Origin of the sequence: Buttiauxella brennerae ATCC 51605 (assembly GCF_001654925.1) — a bacterium.
Classification (GTDB): Bacteria; Pseudomonadota; Gammaproteobacteria; order Enterobacterales; family Enterobacteriaceae; genus Buttiauxella; species Buttiauxella brennerae.
On the sequence record NZ_LXER01000011.1, the window covers coordinates 44,193 to 62,557 of the forward strand.

The following is an 18,365-nucleotide window of genomic DNA, read 5'->3' on the forward strand; positions in this document are numbered from 1 at the left end:
TTGGGCGCTACCATGTACACTCAATTTTTGTTTATACCCTAAATAATTCGAGTTGCGCACGGCTGCAGTCAATGCACCAGCAGCTTGAAGTATGACGGGTAGTGACCAGGAGTCGTCCATGAGTGAGCCAACCGTTCGTTTGACGCAGTACAGCCACGGAGCTGGTTGCGGCTGCAAAATTTCCCCGAAAGTCCTGCAAACTATTCTGCACTCTGAGCAGGCTAAATTTGTCGACCCTAATTTGCTTGTCGGAAACGAAACCAGTGACGATGCGGCGGTTTACGATCTGGGCAACGGCACTTGTGTCATCAGTACCACCGACTTCTTTATGCCGATCGTTGATGATCCGTTCGATTTTGGGCGCATTGCAGCCACCAACGCCATCAGTGACATCTATGCGATGGGCGGCAAACCGATTATGGCTATTGCCATTCTGGGCTGGCCTATCAATACCCTGGCGCCTGAAATTGCCCGCAAAGTTATTGAAGGCGGGCGCTTTGTTTGCCAGCAGGCGGGTATTTCCCTCGCAGGCGGCCACTCCATTGATGCGCCAGAACCCATCTTTGGCCTGGCAGTCACCGGGATTGTGCCGACCGATCGCGTGAAGAAAAACAGCTCAGCCAAAGCAGGTTGCAAACTGTTCCTCACTAAGCCGCTCGGTATTGGCGTGCTGACCACCGCTGAGAAAAAATCTCTGCTAAAACCTGAGCATTACGGCCTTGCGGCAGAAGTGATGTGCCAGTTGAATAAGCCGGGTGCCGAATTTGCCGACATCGAAGGCGTTACCGCCATGACCGATGTCACCGGCTTTGGCCTGCTGGGTCACCTTAGCGAAATGTGCCAGGGCGCGGGCGTTCAGGCTGAAGTGTGGTTCGATAAAGTCCCTAAACTGCCGGATGTCGAAGATTACATCGCGCAAGGTTGTGTGCCTGGCGGCACCACGCGTAACTTCGCAAGCTACGGCTATTTGATGGGCGAAATGAGCCAGGCTCAGCGTGATTTATTGTGCGACCCGCAAACTTCCGGCGGCTTGTTACTTGCCGTTGAAGCGGATGCAGAAGCCGCTGTCGCCGCTGTTGCCGAAAGAAATGGCATCAAACTGACGGCTATCGGTCAGTTGAAAGATGCTCGCGCAGGCCGCCCGATGATTGAGATTCGCTAATCTGATGCGTCTGTTTATTGCCGAAAAACCCAGCCTCGCTCGTGCTATTGCGGACGTGCTTCCTAAACCCCATCGCCGGGGTGACGGGTTCATTGAGTGTGGAAACGGGCAGGTCGTGACCTGGTGTATCGGTCACTTGCTGGAACAGGCTCAGCCAGATGCATACGATGCGCGTTACGCCCGCTGGAACCTTGCCGATCTGCCGATTGTGCCGGAAAAGTGGCGCTTGCAGCCGCGCCCGTCGGTCACCAAACAGCTTAACGCCATCAAAAAATTACTCGTCCAGGCTGACGAAGTGGTTCATGCAGGTGACCCCGATCGCGAAGGGCAACTGCTGGTGGACGAAGTTCTCGACTACCTCGAACTGGCACCAGCAAAGCGCCAGCAGGTTCAACGCTGCCTGATTAACGATCTCAACCCGCAAGCCGTTGAACGTGCTATCAGCCGTCTGCGTGCGAACAGCGAATTTATACCCTTGTGTGTTTCGGCACTCGCACGTGCGCGTGCCGACTGGCTTTACGGCATCAACATGACCCGCGCCTACACCATTCTTGGGCGTAACGCCGGTTATCAGGGAGTGTTGTCGGTCGGGCGTGTGCAAACTCCGGTGCTTGGGCTTGTGGTGCGTCGCGATGAAGAGATCGAGAATTTCGTCGCGAAAGATTTCTTTGAAGTGAAAGCGCATATCGTCACGCCTGCGGATGAGCGTTTTGTCGCCACCTGGGTCCCCAGCGAGTCTTGCGAACCGTATCAAGATGAAGAAGGGCGTTTGTTGCATCGCCCGCTGGCTGAACACGTGGTCAACCGTATCGGCGGGCAACCCGCCATCGTCACTGCGTATAATGATAAACGGGAATCAGAAGTCGCCCCGTTGCCATTTTCGCTCTCGAGTCTACAAATCGAGGCAGCAAAGCGTTTTGGGCTAAGTGCGCAGAACGTGCTGGATATCTGCCAGAAACTCTACGAAACGCACAAACTGATTACCTACCCGCGCTCGGATAGCCGCTACTTACCGGATGAACATTTTGCCGGGCGTCACGCAGTACTGAATGCGATTAGTGTGCATCAGCCCGATCTATTCCCGCAGCCTGCGCTGAATACTGATCTGCGTAACCGCTGTTGGGACGATAAAAAAGTCGATGCCCACCATGCGATTATCCCGACGGCACGCAGCTCCAAAATTTCGCTTTCTGAAAATGAAGCTAAAGTTTACAACCTGATCGCCCGACAATACTTAATGCAGTTCTGTGCCGATGCTGTGTTCCGCAAATGCACCATCGATCTCGACATTGCTGGCGGCAAGTTTAACGCCAAAGCCCGCTTCCTGGCTGAAGCCGGCTGGCGCACATTGCTTGGCAGCAAAGAGCGTGATGAAGAGAACGACGGTACGCCGCTGCCGGTGGTCGCCAAGGGTGATGAACTGCTGTGTGAAAAAGGCGAGGTGAATGAACGCCAGACCCAACCACCGCGCCACTTCACTGATGCGACACTGCTGTCAGCGATGACCGGGATTGCGCGTTTTGTGCAGGATAAAGATCTGAAAAAGATCCTCCGCGCCACGGACGGGCTGGGCACTGAAGCGACCCGCGCCGGGATCATCGAGCTTTTGTTTAAGCGAACCTTCCTGGTGAAGAAAGGGCGTTATATTCATTCATCGGATGCCGGGCGTGCGTTAATTCACTCGCTCCCGGAACTGGCCGCAAGGCCGGATATGACGGCGCAATGGGAATCGACGCTGACGCAAATCAGCGAGAAGCAGTGCCGTTACCAGGACTTTATGCAGCCGTTGGTGCAAACGCTTTATGAGTTGATTCATCAGGCTCGCGCCAAACCTGTACATCATGCTTTCAAAGGCGTTAAAGCGCCTGACGAGCAGAAAAAACCGCGCAAGCAATGGGCAAAAAAAGAGGGAAGTGATGATGCGACTAAAAAGCCTGCTCGCCGCCGCCGCGGTGCTGATGGTGAGCCTGCCGGGGATGGCGCAGCGTCTTGATCCGCAGGTCGATATTTCAGTGCCGCCGGAAGTGTTCAGCTCCCAGGGGCAACGCGCGGCACCCTGTAACCAATGCTGTATCTACCAGGATCAAAACTATTCTGAAGGGGCGGTGGTGAAAGCTGATGGCGGCGTTTTGCTGCAATGCCAGCGTGATGAGAAAACCCTCAGCACGAACCCTTTAGTGTGGCGTCGCGTAAAGACATAAACGCCTCAAGTAATGGAATATCTGCCGGGGCAAGGTCGTAATCAAACGCCTCGGCAGGTAAACACCACGCCAGTTCACTGTGGCAAAGCGCTTTCATTTCACCGCGAAATTGCGCCACATGCCAGGCATGAAGATGAATAATGCGGCCCGACACTTCACGCTGATGGCTCGCCACGTAAACACCTACTGTCGCATGAATCGCTAACTCTTCAGACAGCTCTCTCGCCAGTGCTTCCGGCTGCGATTCTGTTCCATCGACTTTGCCACCAGGAAACTCCCATAAACCGGCCTGATCGCCACTTTCCGGGCGGCGTGCGAGCAAAATTTTGCCGTTCTGCTCGATGATAGCGGCAACAACATCAATGGTTTTCATCATACCAATCCATTCTTTAGGCGTGGGCGTGGCATAATACGCGCCACCCACGCTTATCTAAAGATCTTCCAGAATGATGACAAAAAAGAGTTCGCCCTGGATTGCGCCGTTAACGTCACTTCCCGCGAGTTTACGGCCCATTACCTCCATGCAAGAAAAACACTTTGGCGCGGTGCTTAACCCCACGCGCTGGTGGGGGCGATTGCCATATCTGTTCTGGTTGGTGGCGCTGTTCGTGGGTTTCCTTGAAAGACGGCGTGCGAAAATTGACCCGGTGGTGCGCTCGCTGGTGATGACGCGTGTTTCCCAACAATGCTGCTGCGATTTTTGTATCGACGCCAATAGTCTGCGGCTTGCTGAACGCAGCGGTTCGATGGATAAAGTGCTGGCGGTGGCGAACTGGCGTGAAGAGACGCTGTTCTCAGCTAAAGAACAAGCGGCCCTGGCTTATGCAGAGGCGATGACGGCCACGCCACCGCAAATCAGTGATGCGCTCAAAGATGAGTTGAAAACCCATTTTGACGACAAAGCGATGACCGAATTGACCGCGCTGATTGCGTTTCAGAACCTTTCCGCACGCTTTAACGCTGCACTGGATATTCCGGCGCAAGGGTTATGTGTGAGCGAACCGGGGAAAAAGCCAAATGTTTGATAGCTACCTTCACCCGCGCATAAAACCGCTCCTCGAGCGAGTGGCTGTCGCACTGGATAAACCTTCCATCTCGCCTGACGGAATCACCCTGGTGGGTTTCGCCGTGGGCGTGCTTGCGTTACCGTTTCTGGCATTGCAATGGTATGGCGCAGCGCTGGTGGCTATTGTCCTGAACCGCCTGTTTGATGGTTTAGATGGTGCACTGGCACGGCGGCGCGGGCTGACGGACGCGGGTGGTTTTCTCGATATCTCGCTGGATTTTCTGTTTTACGCGCTGGTGCCGTTTGGTTTTATCCTTGCCGACCCGATGCAAAACGCGCAGGCGGGCGGATGGTTGTTGTTTGCGTTTATCGGCACCGGCAGTAGTTTCCTGGCTTTTGCGGCTGTAGCGCAAAAGCATCAGCTTGATAACCCAGGCTATGCGCACAAATCGTTTTATTACCTGGGTGGGCTGACGGAAGGCACGGAAACAATCGCGTTATTTGTGCTGAGTTGCCTGTTCCCTGACATGTTTGTCTGGTTCGCATGGGTGTTTGGGGCGTTGTGCTGGATGACGACGTTTACGCGGGTGTGGAGTGGTTATCAGACGTTAAAGCGCGTGGGTGGTTGAAGAAGAGCCCTCACCCTAACCCTCTCCCACAAGGAGAGGGGATAGATCGGTTTCACCCTCTCCTGAGGGAGAGGGGCGGGGTGAGGGGAAAACTTAAAACATCTTACAGCGGCTTCCGCTCCCCACTCACAACAGGGTTCTTCGGATTACTACTCCACTCATACCAGCCGCCATCGTACACGCCCACATTCTGCCAGCCCATCGCGCGGGCATACATAAAGGTTTCAGATGCACGCCAGCCAGTGCCGCAATAGAACGCGACATGCTGATCCGGGGTAATATTCCAGCTTTTCCACATCGCCGCGATGTCGTCAGCTGAACGCATTGTGCCATCAGGATTGTGGAAATCTTCCATATGCGTGGAGTCAGAACCGGCATGACCCCAACGAGCGCCTGCAATTTCACCTTTTGGCTTGATATAGCTATAGCCGCTGGTGGCGCCGATAAACTCAGGCCATGAACGAATACTGACCAGTGACGCATCTTTACGGCCCAACAGCCCACGAGCCTGCTCAGTATCAAGCATCAACTGTGGCTGGCCTGGGAATGGTGCCCCAAAATCTACCGCAGGTTTCACATCACCCGGCAGGCCACGTTCAACCGGCAATTTAGCATCTGACCAGCTCTGCCAGCCGCCATCCAGCAAGCGCACATCTTTCACGCCCGCATACAGCAAAATTTGCGCGACACGCGCGGCTGCGTAAACATCACGACCGTACATCACTACCGGGGTGTCATGGCGAATACCGTGTTTTGCCAGCAACGCTTTAAGTTTGTCGTCGGACACTTTATTCCACAGCGGTTCACTTTCGATATCATTGGTATCGATGTAATCCGCACCCGGAATGTGGCTCAGAAGATATTGTTTCGGTGCGCCCCAGGCGGCTTCAATAACTTTGACTTCACCGGCAGGCGCTGCGGTGACGGTTTTATTTTGCATCAGATCATGCAGCCACTGCGGGTAAACCAGCTGTTCAAAATGCGCCATTTTCTGCAAACGAGCAGGTTGCTGGAGAGCATCGGAAAGCAATGCAATATGCTGATAACCCAGTTTAGACAAACGGGTTTTAACCGCTTTTGTCTCATCACTCTTGCCATACAGCGCAATCAGGCTGTCTGGTGCAATAGCGTGCTGTTTTGCCCACTCTTGCAGTTGCTCATCATTCATCATGCCCAACCAACTGGCAGACAAATTCAGTGCGGCAGGCTCATGGCCACCGATGCCGTGAACAGTCTGCGGCCAGCCGTTATAAAAGGCACTTGGACGTGTATCAATAACCACGCCGTGCTGCGCTTGAAGAGTGGATAAAGTCATCTGGGATGGCTGTTCTGCTGCAATTGCCATGTGCGCCAACCCGGATAACATCAAGGTGGCGGTTAGCTGAGAAACACGTTTCATCTTATAACCTGAAAAGAGAGAAAAAAAGAGCGGCTATCTTGCGTCATTCGCGCGAGTGATTCTTTGCGATAACGCAGGTTCGGCACGTTATATGTGTGATGAATCCAGCGTCATGACCTGCCCACCCGCGGGAATATCTTGCGGGTCGTGCGTCACCAGCACCACGGGAATGGCCAACTGTTCAGTTTGCTGCCAGACGAACTGGCGAAATTGCTCGCGTAGAGTCTGATCAAGTCTGGAGAAGGGTTCGTCGAGCAATAACGCTTCGGGTTGCGCCAGCAATGCACGCAGTACGCTGATGCGGGCACGCTCGCCACCGGAAAGCGTTGCCGGGTCACGCCGGGAAAAGTTCGCCAATTGCGCATTTACCAGCGCTTGTTCAACGCACTGCTTGCGGTGTTCACGCCCTTTAATTGCGGCAGGCAGCGCCATTGCCAGATTCTGCCCGACACTGAGATGAGCAAACAGCAATGCGTCCTGAAACAGAATGCCGATATTGCGCCGCTCGGTGGGCAGCGTGTCACGGCGTTTCTGGTTAAGCCACAGTTCGCCCGTCACACGAAAGTCAGTTGAAAGCGCACCAATCATCCAGCTTAAAAATGTTGATTTCCCTGCACCGGATGGCCCCATCAGCGTCAGCACTTCGCCGGGAGAAACCGTGAAACTCATGTTCTGAATCAGCGAGCGGGACGCATCAGAGATGGAGCAATTCTGGACACTCAGCATTAGCGTAATCCTTGTCGATAATGGCTTATCAGGCGAAAAATCTGAAGTGTGGCGATAAACATGATTGCCGGAAGTAGCATTTGCAACAATGCCTGAATCGCCTGTTGCTGCGGGTCGCCACCGCTGCTGAGGGCCACAGTTTGCGTGGTGACGGTAGAAAAACGCCCAGCACCGGCATAAAGCGTTGACAAATATTGTGCGACACTGACCGAAAAACCAACCGCCAGTGCGGCAAGCAATGGGCGCATCAGCAACGGCAGTTTCACCTGGCACAAAATTTTCCACGACGACCAGCCCAGCGTTCGCGCGCTGAGTGTCAGTCGTGGGTCAAACTGCTGCCATGCTGGCCGCGCCACCAGCAACATATAAGGCACCACCCACAATAAATGACTCCAGATAACGCCCGGCCAGCGGCCATCTTGCTCGAGAGTCAGCAATATGCGGTATTGCCCGGCGACCAGCGGCAGTGCGGGCAAGAAAAGTGGCAGCGCAAGCCAGAGATCAAAGCGCGAGTTGCCGCCTTCAAGCCATAGCACGACAACCAGTAAACCCACCAGACTGCTCGCCAGCGCCAGGGCTAACGTGGTGATAAGCGGTGAAAGCTCAGCGGTTTGCCAGCCAGAAAAGGTGAACGCGTCAGGTAACAGCGCCGGGTAAAACCAGCCGTCGGCAAATGACCAGAGCACAAGCATCAACACGGCTGCAACGCCCGTCATTGCCATGATAAAACCAAAGCCCGATGCCAGCGGTTGTATGCTGAGTTGATGCCGTTTGCCGGAAAAATGGCTTAAATCCCGGCGCAACAATGACCATATTCCCCAGCCAGACATGATAAAAACGCCCAGCATCACGACTAACAACAGCGACGTTAACATGCCCATCGCCATGCGTTGCGGGTCGGCATCGTTGAGCCATTGCCAGGCGAGTACCGCAAGCGTTGGTGGGTTTGCCGGGCCAAGAATAATCGCGACATCGACAACGGAAAGACTGTAGGCCACCACCGCTAACAGCGCCCATTTCATGCGCGGCAACAACTGGGGAACCAGCACCCGAATACGGCTTTGTAATGGCCCGTAGCCGAGGCTTTTCGCCACGGTGAGTTGCCGGGAAAGGGTTTGATAATCAAGCTGCGTGCTGGCAATCCACAGTAAAAACCAGCTCTCTTTTAAGGCCAGTAAGATACCCAGCCCGACGCCCGACTCATCAAGGTGAAACGACACGCCACACAGCCGTGCCAGCCAGCCATTTTTGGCAAACAGCAATAAAAAACCGCTGGCAAACGCGACGTGTGGCAAGGCTAAAAGTAGCGGAAGTTGCGCAGCATAGCGCTGCCAGCGAGCACCAGGCCACAAGCCGCAAAGCACAATCAGGCACAGCGTTAGCGAGCCCGCCACACTGATAACAGTCGAGTTCAGCGTGGCCTGTAGTGCGCCTGGCCACTGGTTATCAGCCCACAAAGCCTGCCAGATATCCGGCATCAACACGGGTTTTGCCATCATCACGACACCAGGCAACAGCGGAGCAAAAACGCACCCCACGGCAAGCCAGGCTAACGCGCGTTGCAGCATGCGGTGGCTCACTTCGCCCCGTAGCGTTGCAACCACTCTTTTTCCAGCGCATCAACCCAGGCGGCATGTGGCTCAGCCAGATACGGCACGCTTTGCAGATGCGCCGGTTTCTGGGCTTCGAGTTGCCCGCGTAGCGGTTGGGGTAACGTTGCGCTATCGAGTACGGTGGCATCGCCCCAGATTGACGGCGTGGCCTTACGAATTTGCGCCTGAGGCGACATCAGGAAGTTTGCCAGCACCTGGGCGCCAGCCTGCGCACTGGCATTGGCCGGGATCGTGACAAAATGGACGTTGCCCAGCATGCCTTGCTCAAAACCAAATGCCTGCGCCGTTTTCGGCAGTTGCTTACGGTCGATGAGGTTATCGACATGAGCCTGGTTAAACGTCATCGACAGAGCCAGTTCGCCATCGGCCAACATTCTGTCCATACGAGCAGGCGTTGGCGGGAAGGTTTTCCCCTCGCGCCACAGCAGCGGGTGCAGCGTATCCAGATAAGCCCACAGTGGTGCGGTAACCTGCTGGAAAGTGGCAGGGTCTGGCGGCAGGCGCAGCGCCTGCGGTTCGCGAGTCAGCACGATAAGCAGTTGTTCGATAAACGCGGTACCAGTGAAATCCGGTGGGCGAGGGTAGCTCAGCATGCCCGGATGTGCTTTGGCGAATGCCAGTAACTCAGTCGCACTACGCGGGAATGCGATATCTGCTCGTTGGTTGCCAATCATCATCAGTTGCGCGCTGCCCCACGGTGCTTCGGCACCGTCGGTCGGTTGTGAAAAATCCTCGCGCACCGGTTTTTTCTGGTCAATATAGCGCCAGTTGGGTAATTCCCATGCCCAGCCTTCTTTCAGTAACCCGGCCTGTTTCAGGGTACGGAAGTTTTCACCGTTGACCCACAGTAAATCGACCGAGCCATTTTCTTTGCGCCCGGCGGCAGCTTCACTCTGAATGCGTTTAACGGCATCGGCCGCATCGGCAAGTCGCACAACTTTTACTGTCACGCCGTATTGCTGTTGCATTTCGCCTGCAACCCAATCGAGGTAACTATTGACCGCGGGGTCACCCCCCCAGGCATTGAAATAAACCGTCTGGCCTTTTGCCTGCTGGCGCAAGTCATTCCAGTGGGTAGGTTGTGCGAAGCCAGAGAAGCTGAGCGCAACCAGCGACAGCAAAAGCGTTAAAAGACGCAAAGTGGGATCCTTATGATTTTCGGAGTATGCGGACTATCCGTCGTGACACCAGCGGCAGCAAACCCAACAAAATAAACATCACTATCATGCCGGGAGAGAGAATATCGCTAAGTGTACGGAGCTTGCTTAATTCGCGGCCTGCATTGAGATAGACCACAATCGCAGGGAGCATCCCGACAAGGCTAACGGCAAAATAGCGCAGCGTTTTGATTGGCGTCAGGCCCATGAGCAAATTTATAAGAAAGAACGGGAAAACTGGCGTCAGTCGTAGCGCAAAAAGATAGTACAACCCTTCGCGTTCCATACCGCGGTTAATCGCCGACATCGGGGCGGCAAAACGACGCTGCACCCAGTCGCGTAACAAATAGCGGCTGATGAGCATCGCAAGCGTTGCGCCGCAGGTTGCGGCCATTGCCACCAGCGCGGTTCCCTGAACCAGCCCAAACTGAGAGCCTGCCAGCAGCGTTAATAGCGTAGCACCGGGAATTGAAAGCGTGGTGACAAGCACGTAAATCAGAAAGAACACGACCGCCGTTTGCAGCGGGTGCTGGAGATGCCAGAGTGAAAATTGTGCCTGATAGTGTTGCAGTGCCGCCAGGCTACCTGGCGGCATGTAAATGACCAGCAGGGCAAAAACAACGACCAGGATCGCAAAAAGTAACTTACGCATCGGGTAAGAAACCGCAGCGCCAGGTGGTGTTCATCAAACGTCCCTTACAGCTTAAACTCAGCCCAGACCGGCGCATGGTCGGAAGGTTTTTCCATACTACGAATCTCGTAATCAATACCGGTAGCAATGCAGCGTTCAGCCAGTGGCTGACTTGCCAGCAGCAGGTCGATGCGCAGGCCACGGTTATCATCGAAGCCTTTTGAGCGGTAATCAAACCACGAGAACTTGTCGTTGGTTTCCGGGTTCGCGTGACGGAAGGTATCAATTAACCCCCAGCTTTTCAGGCGTTCCATCCACTCGCGCTCTTCCGGCAAGAATGAGCATTTACCGGTACGCAACCAGCGCTTGCGGCTGTCTTCACCAATACCGATATCCAAGTCCGTCGGGCTGATATTCACATCGCCCATAATCAGCACCGGGTTGTCTTTATTGAGCTCGCTATCCAGGAAGTTTTGCAGATCCTGGTAGAACTTCGCTTTGGCCGGGAATTTGGTCGGATGGTCGCGGCTTTCACCCTGCGGGAAGTAGCCGTTAATCACCGTCAGGTTACCTAATGGCGTTGGAAGCTCAGCCATAATGATGCGGCGTTGGGCTTCTTCATCATCGCCCGGGAAGCCACGGCGTACCGAAATCGGTGTCTCTTTGGTTAACAGCGCCACACCGTAATGGCCTTTTTGCCCGTGATAAAAAACGTTGTAGCCAAGTTTTGCGACATCTTCGAGCGGGAACATGTCGTCGTGGACTTTGGTTTCCTGCAAACCGATAACATCAGGTTGATGCTGCTCGATAATGGCTTCAAGTTGATGCGGGCGGGCGCGCAGGCCGTTGATATTAAAAGAGACGAATTTCATAAGTCGCTGCCGTGGTTGCTTAACAATGTTGCAGGATGGTAGCAGAAATTGGCAAAAATGCCGAGGGATCACAGGGCTAATCATTCACGGTGCATATATGAATTTATTTGTACGGAATCGGACGTATTTGTTAAGTCGTTTGGTTGGTTAGAATGCGCATGTTTTAACCATGCAATAACCAATGTATTAGTTTTATTATGCTTACTCCCATTCAGAAACTTGAATCAGTGGAGCTTTATCCAGAACACTAAACTGCAAAGGATGCAAAATGACTAAGGGATATTTTCTCCATATTGGGGATGACACAACATGTGGTGGAAAAATTCTTACCGGCTCCGCTACATTGCGTTTCCATGAAATTCCTGATGCTCGTGTAGGGGATAAAGTGACCTGCGGTAAGTTTATGGGAATATTTGACATTGTTGGAGGCCTGCCAAAACGGCGTAATGAAGGTTTACTCCTTGCGGGTACACTACATAGTGTTAGTTCATGTCCTTGCCGCGCAACATTTATTCCTTCTATTGAAAATGGTTATCAAAAAAGAGCGGTAATACTCCCTGAATTGCCTGATTTATTCGGGGGTAATGATCCCGAAGATGAGGTTGAACAATATGGACAGTCAGCTAAACGTAAAAAGAAACCTGAGCAAGATGCGTTTTCCACTAGTAATGAAAAAGAAGCAGGAAATAAAACCCCACCGCCTAAAAAGAAACGTGAAATAACTTTAACGATTGGCGTGTTTTTCGATGGTACTGGTAATAATGCTATTAACGTGGAAAATATGATTAATGCTGTATCTGGCGAACATTTTGATATAAATAGCTCTGATGCTCAGTCCATTTTAGCAGAGAGTGTAAAAGTAAAGAAGGGATTGACTGGGTTTGGTGCAAGTAGTTATACGAGTTATTATTCTAACATCCACTGGTTGAATATATTGTATAAAACAGATGTTTCTGTCGATACCGGAATGGCACAACAAGCTATATATATTGAGGGTATTGGTACAGATGCGGGTAAATCAGACAGTATGACGGGTAAAGGTTTGGGAACTTCAGATGCTGGAGTAATTGCAAAAACTGATAACGCTGTTATTTCACTGCCAGGTACAATACAGAAGGCGGTTACAGAGTTAATAAAAAACTTGAATGATGAAGAGTTAATTATAAATGCTCTTGAATTCGATATTTTCGGTTTTAGCCGTGGTGCGGCGGCGGCTCGCCATTTTGCTAATCGAGTCCAATCTGAAGAACTAGCCATAATTGATGCAATTCGCACGGGATTGGGGAAAGTCGAATACCATGGTGCACCTGCGGGTAAAACTCGGTTTATTGGTATTTTTGATACCGTTGCTGCCATTGGTACGCCCGCCAATGGTTTAAACCCACATAGCGCTGATACGGGCGATGTTAATATCGTGCTGCACCCAGGAGTCGCAGAAAAAGTTTTCCAAATCACCGCGCAAAATGAATTTCGCTATAATTTTGCACTTAATAGCGTGAAGCCAGCCTGGCCCGAACTCGCTTTGCCCGGCTGCCATTCAGATATTGGCGGCGGTTATCTACCGGTCGAGGTGGAAAATCTCTTTTTGACGCGACCTTTGGGCGAAACCGTTTTACTTGAAAAACCTGACTACGAAACACAGGTTTACCAGCAGACGATTAAAAATAGGGAATTATTAGCTGTTACACCAGGGATTGATTACATTGTGCGTAATTCAGAAATTATCAACAAAACCTGGTTTGATGACAAAATGCCACAAGATCGCTACGGTAATTTTCAGAAACGTAGCTTTGCAGCGCTGCTATTAAACAAAAGGTTAGTGAAAAACGACTGGTCAAAGGTGGTGCTGAGAGTGATGCTGGATGCAGCGCAGGATGCTGGAGTTCTTTTTGATCCTATTCGCGAAACTAATGAAAATATACGATTGCCATTTGAACTACTTACATATTGTGATAAAGCGATAACTTTAGGAAGACTGACCCGCAATGGGAAAACAATGGCGGCATTTACTGCTGGTGAAATAGAATTGATTGCCAAGGATTATATACATTGTTCTGCTAATTGGGATGCGGTCGAGACGGATGGTAACGGTAATATTAAAGGTGGCGCTGCAGTCGCGAATGTTATTTTTACCAACCGGCCTGATGAAAACTGGATACGTACTGAATATAACATGGATGGTAAGCAAATATGAAAGCTAACAAGATAGCTTGGTTATTATTACTGGCCGCACTCGGTGGGTGCCATTCGGGTGAACAACTGCAGGAACATTCACCCCTGGCGATACCCGGAGAGGGGCCGCTTCCTTACGGGAAATGGAAATTTGCATTTTTCACTCCGGAAGGATTACCTGCGTTAGCCACCCATGCGCGAATTATAGACACCGCAGGCTATCTTTATACCTTTAATACGCTGGACAGTACGCAGGGTAATCCCTATAGCGTCGAAACCTGGAGTGTGAAAGTCAGCAGAAGCTCCATTCATTTCGACCAGGCCAAACAGCCCCCGCAATATATGGTGTTCTGCTGGGATTCCATCATTGATAAAAAGACCTATGAAACGAGTCTGTATTTTCCTAGGGCAGTCTGGGATAAAATGCGCGCATCTACCGGCAAAGATATGTTTGGTAACACAGCCTGGTATGACACGATGCTGTTTGGCCTGGCACCGGAAGGAAAGGTACGGGTCTGGCTGCAAAACAGTGCAGGAGGGGTGAATTATCCGTTGCCGGTAGAAAAACTGAAAACAGTCTCTGGCGATAAGTTAGATATCTGCAAAGGAATAACCCAGAGCGATTTCTCGTATGGATACGATCAGGATATTAAAGATTTTATCAAAGGAAAAACCTACCCCTACGGCAACTGGTGATTCTGTACTCATCCAGTAGAAGAGTTTGCAACATCCCCAAACCCCAACAAAATCTGCACCAAGGTCAGTCACTCCGCCCCGTTTTGGGGCGTAATAGCCGTGCAAACCCCATCATCGATCACAAATCCAGTATTAAATTTTACCATTGCATAATCTTTCTTGTTTTTATCCGGCGATCCAAGCGGCACCGTAAAACTATGCACTATTTATTCACTTTATGTGAATGATTGTGGTGCGTAACCTATTGATTTCACGAAATCACCTCTCTGCTATTCATTTATATCGCTGGCTGGCACGAAGCGTGCAATCTACATTTACAGCGCAAACACTCAATTATTTAACATCTAAATAACTTTTTATTTACCGGAAGAGGTCGCTATGTCGCAGTCAATTACCCGCCAGAATTTCGACGAATGGATGATGCCCGTTTATGCTCCCGCTTCTTTTATTCCGGTACGCGGTGAAGGGTCGACGTTGTGGGATCAGCAAGGCAAAGATTATATCGACTTTGCGGGTGGGATTGCGGTTAACGCCCTAGGGCACGCCAACCCAGATTTGCGTAAAGCTCTCGAAGAACAAGCGGCAAAATTCTGGCATACCGGCAATGGCTACACCAACGAGCCGATTTTACGCCTCGCAAAACAGCTGATTGATGCCACGTTTGCCGATAAAGTTTTCTTCTGCAACTCAGGGGCTGAAGCCAACGAAGCGGCATTAAAACTGGCACGTAAATACGCGCACGATAACTTTGGCCCGCAGAAAAGTGGCATCGTTGCCTTCAAAAATGCCTTCCACGGCCGCACGCTGTTTACCGTTTCTGCGGGCGGACAGCCAGCCTATTCACAAGATTTTGCACCTCTGCCTCCGCAAATCAGTCACGCCATTTATAACGACCTGCAATCTGCCAGCGAACTGATTAACGAAAATACCTGTGCGGTGATTGTAGAGCCAATGCAAGGCGAGGGCGGTGTCGTACCTGCGGACCCCACTTTCCTGCAGGGGCTGCGCGAACTGTGTGACCGCCATAATGCGGTACTGATTTTTGATGAAGTGCAAACCGGCGTTGGCCGCACTGGTGAGCTGTATGCCTATATGCATTACGGCATCACGCCGGATGTGCTTTCTACGGCTAAAGCGTTGGGCGGCGGTTTCCCGATTGGCGCGATGCTGACCACCGATAAATTCTCTAAAGTCATGGTGGTGGGCACTCACGGCACCACTTACGGCGGCAACCCGCTGGCGGGTGCGGTGGCAGGACGGGTGATGGAAATCATCAACACGCCGGAAGTGCTTAACGGTGTTAAACAGCGCCACGCCTGGTTTGTTGAGCGTTTAAACAAGATTAACCAGAAACACCAACTGTTTAGCGAAGTGCGCGGATTAGGGCTGTTAATTGGCTGCGTTCTGCAACCGGAATACAGCGGAAAAGCTAAACTTATCTTACAGGCCGCGGCTCAGGAAGGCTTGATGATGCTCATCGCCGGGGCAAATGTGGTCCGTTTCGCGCCGGCATTAATTGTCAGTGAAGCCGAAGTGCAAAAAGGGCTGGATCGTTTTGAGCGCGCCTGTGAACGCTTTTTAGCGGGAGAGCAATCATGATGATTATCCGTCCGGTTGAGCGCGGGGATTTATCCGGGCTGCTGGCGTTGGCGGGTAAAACAGGCGGCGGGTTGACCTCGCTGCCTGCGGATGAAAAAACGCTGTCGGCACGTATCGAACGCTCTATTCAAACCTGGCAGGGCGACCTGCCAGAAGGCGACCAGGGTTATGTTTTTGTGCTGGAAGACTCAACAACCGAACGCGTGGTGGGCATTTGTGCCATTGAAGTGGCGGTTGGGCTAAACGATCCCTGGTACAACTACCACGTGGGCACCCATGTTCACGCCTCTAAAGAACTGAATATTTACAACGCGTTGCCGACGCTGTTCCTCAGCCACGATCACACGGGCAGCAGCGAGCTTTGCACGCTGTTCCTCGACGCTGACTGGCGCAAAGAGGGCAACGGCTATCTGCTATCGAAATCCCGTTTTCTGTTTATGGCAGCCTTCCGTGACCGTTTTAACGAAAAAGTGGTCGCCGAGATGCGCGGTGTGATTGACGAGCATGGTCATTCACCGTTTTGGGAAAGCCTCGGTAACCGTTTCTTCTCTATGGAATTTAGCCGCGCCGATTATCTGTGTGGCACCGGGCAGAAAGCGTTTATCGCGGAATTAATGCCTAAGCACCCGATTTACACCGATTTCCTCTCGCCAGAAGCGCAGGCGGTCATTGGCAAAGTGCATCCGCAAACGGCCCCTGCGCGTGCCGTTCTGGAAGCTGAAGGTTTCCGTTATCGCAATTACGTGGATATTTTTGACGGCGGGCCAACGCTTGAATGCGATATCGACCGGGTTCGGGCGATTCGTAAAAGCCGCCTGGTTGAAGTCGCCATCGGACAACCGGCGACCGAAGAGCTGCCAATGTGCCTGGTAGCCAATGAAAAATATAATGATTTCCGCGCCATGCTTATTAAGGCAAATCCAAAAGGCGATCGGCTGGTTATGGATGCCAAAACCGCTGATGCCCTGAAATGCAACGCTGGCGATAAAATACGTCTGGTACGTTTGTGCCCCGAGGAGAAAAAGGTATGACTCAGTGGATTAATGGACAATGGCTTTCCGGGCAGGGCGAATCATTACAAAAACATAACCCGGTAAACGGTGATTTGTTGTGGGAAGGTGTTGCGGCCAATGCATCGCAGGTAGAACAGGCGTGCAGTGCTGCGCGTAGCGCATTCCCGGCATGGGCGAAACGCCCGTTTGCTGAGCGCCAGGCTATCGTCGAAAAATTCGCGGCGCTGCTTGAAGCGAATAAAGAAGCCCTGACCGTGACTATTTCCCAGGAAACCGGCAAGCCGCGCTGGGAAGCGGCGACTGAAATTACCGCGATGGTGAACAAAATCGCCATCTCGGTTAAGGCGTACCACACCCGTACCGGTGAAACGCACACCGCAATGCCTGATGGTGCGGCAACGTTACGCCACCGCCCGCACGGTGTTCTGGCGGTCTTCGGCCCATACAACTTCCCGGGGCACTTGCCGAACGGACACATTGTGCCGGGCTTGCTGGCTGGCAATACCATCGTATTCAAACCGAGTGAACTGACGCCGCTGATTGGCGAGCAAGTGATGAAACTGTGGCAGCAGGCGGGCGTGCCGGATGGCGTGTTGAACCTGGTGCAGGGTGGACGCGAAACCGGCCAGGCTCTGGCGCTGCAATCGACGCTGGATGGCCTGTTGTTCACCGGCAGTGCCAATACCGGGTACCAGCTTCATCGCCAGTTTGCCGGGCAGCCGGAAAAAATTCTCGCGCTTGAGATGGGTGGCAACAACCCGCTGATCGTTGAAGATCCACAAGATATCGACGGTGCCGTACATCTGGTGATTCAGTCGGCATTTGTTACCGCCGGGCAACGTTGCACTTGCGCGCGTCGCTTGCTGGTGAAACAAGGTGCGCAGGGGGATGCGTTCTTAAAACGTCTGGTAGAAGTGGCAGCACGTATTCGCCCGGATGCCTGGGATGCTAAGCCGCAGCCGTTTATCGGCGGGCTTATCTCCGTTCAGGCGGCAGAGCGCGTGCTGACTGGCTGGCAGGAACATATCGCGCGTGGCGGCAAAGCTCTGCTTGAGCCAAAACTAATGAAACCAGGCACATCGCTGCTCACCCCTGGAATTGTTGAATTAACCTGCGTGGCCAATGTGCCAGACGAAGAAGTGTTTGGGCCGTTACTGACCGTCTATCGTTATGCCGATTTTGATGATGCTATCGCGATGGCGAATGACACACGGTATGGGCTGGCAAGCGGCCTGATTTCTCCGCATCGCGAACAGTTTGATCAACTGTTACTGGAAGCTCGCGCCGGGATTGTTAACTGGAATAAACCGTTAACCGGTGCGTCAAGTGCGGCACCATTTGGTGGCGTGGGCGCATCTGGTAACCACCGCGCCAGCGCCTGGTACGCGGCTGATTACTGCGCATGGCCGATGGCGACACTGGAAAGTCCTTCATTCCCACTCCCCGCTACCCTGAGTCCAGGGCTTGATTTTAGCTGTGAGGAATAATC

Annotated in this window: 17 protein-coding genes; 10 read left to right on the plus strand and 7 right to left on the minus strand. The window is 52.5% G+C overall.

Annotation, left to right across the window (positions count from 1 at the left end; translation table 11 throughout):
- Window positions 1-118: 118 nt before the first annotated feature.
- The 3 genes from selD to M975_RS05515 are packed head-to-tail and all read left to right on the plus strand — an operon-like array spanning window position 119 to window position 3,363.
- On the plus strand, window positions 119-1,162 hold the full coding sequence (selD, locus tag M975_RS05505; protein WP_064557864.1) for a selenide, water dikinase SelD: 1,044 nt from the start codon (window positions 119-121) through the stop codon (window positions 1,160-1,162).
- A 4-nt stretch (window positions 1,163-1,166) separates the two neighbouring features.
- Entirely contained in the window at window positions 1,167-3,155 is a 1,989-nt protein-coding gene (locus tag M975_RS05510) for a DNA topoisomerase III (RefSeq protein ID WP_064557865.1), read from the plus strand.
- Complete coding sequence (locus tag M975_RS05515) at window positions 3,121-3,363, plus strand: YnjH family protein (RefSeq protein ID WP_243839587.1); 243 nt, start codon at window positions 3,121-3,123, stop codon at window positions 3,361-3,363. Before M975_RS05510 ends, M975_RS05515 begins: the two co-directional genes overlap by 35 nt.
- Here the strand turns inward: M975_RS05515 and M975_RS05520 are convergent.
- Window positions 3,323-3,739 (minus strand): pyrimidine (deoxy)nucleoside triphosphate diphosphatase, encoded by a 417-nt coding sequence (locus M975_RS05520; RefSeq protein WP_064558262.1) that lies wholly within the window; start codon window positions 3,737-3,739, stop codon window positions 3,323-3,325. The genes M975_RS05515 and M975_RS05520 overlap by 41 nt on opposite strands.
- Before the next feature lie 70 nt (window positions 3,740-3,809).
- Here M975_RS05520 and M975_RS05525 point away from each other — a divergent pair, with 70 nt between their 5' ends.
- Window positions 3,810-4,388, plus strand: a complete 579-nt coding sequence (locus M975_RS05525) for a carboxymuconolactone decarboxylase family protein (RefSeq protein WP_064557866.1) — start codon at window positions 3,810-3,812, stop codon at window positions 4,386-4,388.
- Window positions 4,381-4,998 carry a CDP-alcohol phosphatidyltransferase family protein gene (locus M975_RS05530; RefSeq protein WP_064557867.1) on the plus strand — a complete coding sequence of 206 codons (618 nt, stop codon included), beginning with the start codon at window positions 4,381-4,383 and terminating at the stop codon, window positions 4,996-4,998. The genes M975_RS05525 and M975_RS05530 overlap by 8 nt, the downstream gene beginning before the upstream one ends.
- Before the next feature lie 103 nt (window positions 4,999-5,101).
- Here the strand turns inward: M975_RS05530 and M975_RS05535 are convergent, their stop codons facing one another.
- From M975_RS05535 to xthA, 6 genes are all read right to left on the minus strand, one after another.
- The gene (locus M975_RS05535; protein WP_064557868.1) at window positions 5,102-6,397 is read right to left on the minus strand and encodes a rhodanese-like domain-containing protein; all 1,296 of its coding nucleotides are present in this window, start codon (window positions 6,395-6,397) and stop codon (window positions 5,102-5,104) included.
- Between the two features lie 87 nt (window positions 6,398-6,484).
- Window positions 6,485-7,123 (minus strand): ATP-binding cassette domain-containing protein, encoded by a 639-nt coding sequence (locus M975_RS05540; RefSeq protein WP_064557869.1) that lies wholly within the window; start codon window positions 7,121-7,123, stop codon window positions 6,485-6,487.
- Window positions 7,123-8,727 carry an ABC transporter permease subunit gene (locus M975_RS05545; protein WP_245164320.1) on the minus strand — a complete coding sequence of 535 codons (1,605 nt, stop codon included), beginning with the start codon at window positions 8,725-8,727 and terminating at the stop codon, window positions 7,123-7,125. The genes M975_RS05540 and M975_RS05545 overlap by 1 nt, the downstream gene beginning before the upstream one ends.
- Window positions 8,700-9,875 (minus strand): ABC transporter substrate-binding protein, encoded by a 1,176-nt coding sequence (locus tag M975_RS05550; RefSeq protein WP_064557870.1) that lies wholly within the window; start codon window positions 9,873-9,875, stop codon window positions 8,700-8,702. The genes M975_RS05545 and M975_RS05550 overlap by 28 nt, the downstream gene beginning before the upstream one ends.
- A 10-nt stretch (window positions 9,876-9,885) precedes the next feature.
- Window positions 9,886-10,545 carry a TVP38/TMEM64 family protein gene (locus tag M975_RS05555; protein ID WP_064557871.1) on the minus strand — a complete coding sequence of 220 codons (660 nt, stop codon included), beginning with the start codon at window positions 10,543-10,545 and terminating at the stop codon, window positions 9,886-9,888.
- Between the two features lie 44 nt (window positions 10,546-10,589).
- Window positions 10,590-11,396 carry an exodeoxyribonuclease III gene (xthA, locus tag M975_RS05560; RefSeq protein ID WP_064557872.1) on the minus strand — a complete coding sequence of 269 codons (807 nt, stop codon included), beginning with the start codon at window positions 11,394-11,396 and terminating at the stop codon, window positions 10,590-10,592.
- Window positions 11,397-11,664: 268 nt separating this feature from the next.
- Between xthA and M975_RS05565 the strand changes: the two genes are divergently transcribed.
- From M975_RS05565 to astD, 5 genes are all read left to right on the plus strand, one after another.
- Window positions 11,665-13,590: a phospholipase effector Tle1 domain-containing protein gene (locus M975_RS05565; protein WP_064557873.1), complete on the plus strand. Its 1,926-nt coding sequence runs from the start codon at window positions 11,665-11,667 to the stop codon at window positions 13,588-13,590.
- Entirely contained in the window at window positions 13,587-14,264 is a 678-nt protein-coding gene (locus M975_RS05570; RefSeq protein ID WP_064557874.1) for a DUF2931 family protein, read from the plus strand. Before M975_RS05565 ends, M975_RS05570 begins: the two co-directional genes overlap by 4 nt.
- Window positions 14,265-14,642: 378 nt before the next feature.
- Window positions 14,643-15,863 (plus strand): succinylornithine/acetylornithine transaminase, encoded by a 1,221-nt coding sequence (gene astC / locus M975_RS05575; protein ID WP_064557875.1) that lies wholly within the window; start codon window positions 14,643-14,645, stop codon window positions 15,861-15,863.
- Complete coding sequence (gene astA / locus M975_RS05580; protein ID WP_064557876.1) at window positions 15,860-16,894, plus strand: arginine N-succinyltransferase; 1,035 nt, start codon at window positions 15,860-15,862, stop codon at window positions 16,892-16,894. Before astC ends, astA begins: the two co-directional genes overlap by 4 nt.
- On the plus strand, window positions 16,891-18,363 hold the full coding sequence (gene astD / locus M975_RS05585) for a succinylglutamate-semialdehyde dehydrogenase (protein ID WP_064557877.1): 1,473 nt from the start codon (window positions 16,891-16,893) through the stop codon (window positions 18,361-18,363). Before astA ends, astD begins: the two co-directional genes overlap by 4 nt.
- The last annotated feature ends 2 nt before the right edge of the window (window positions 18,364-18,365 follow it).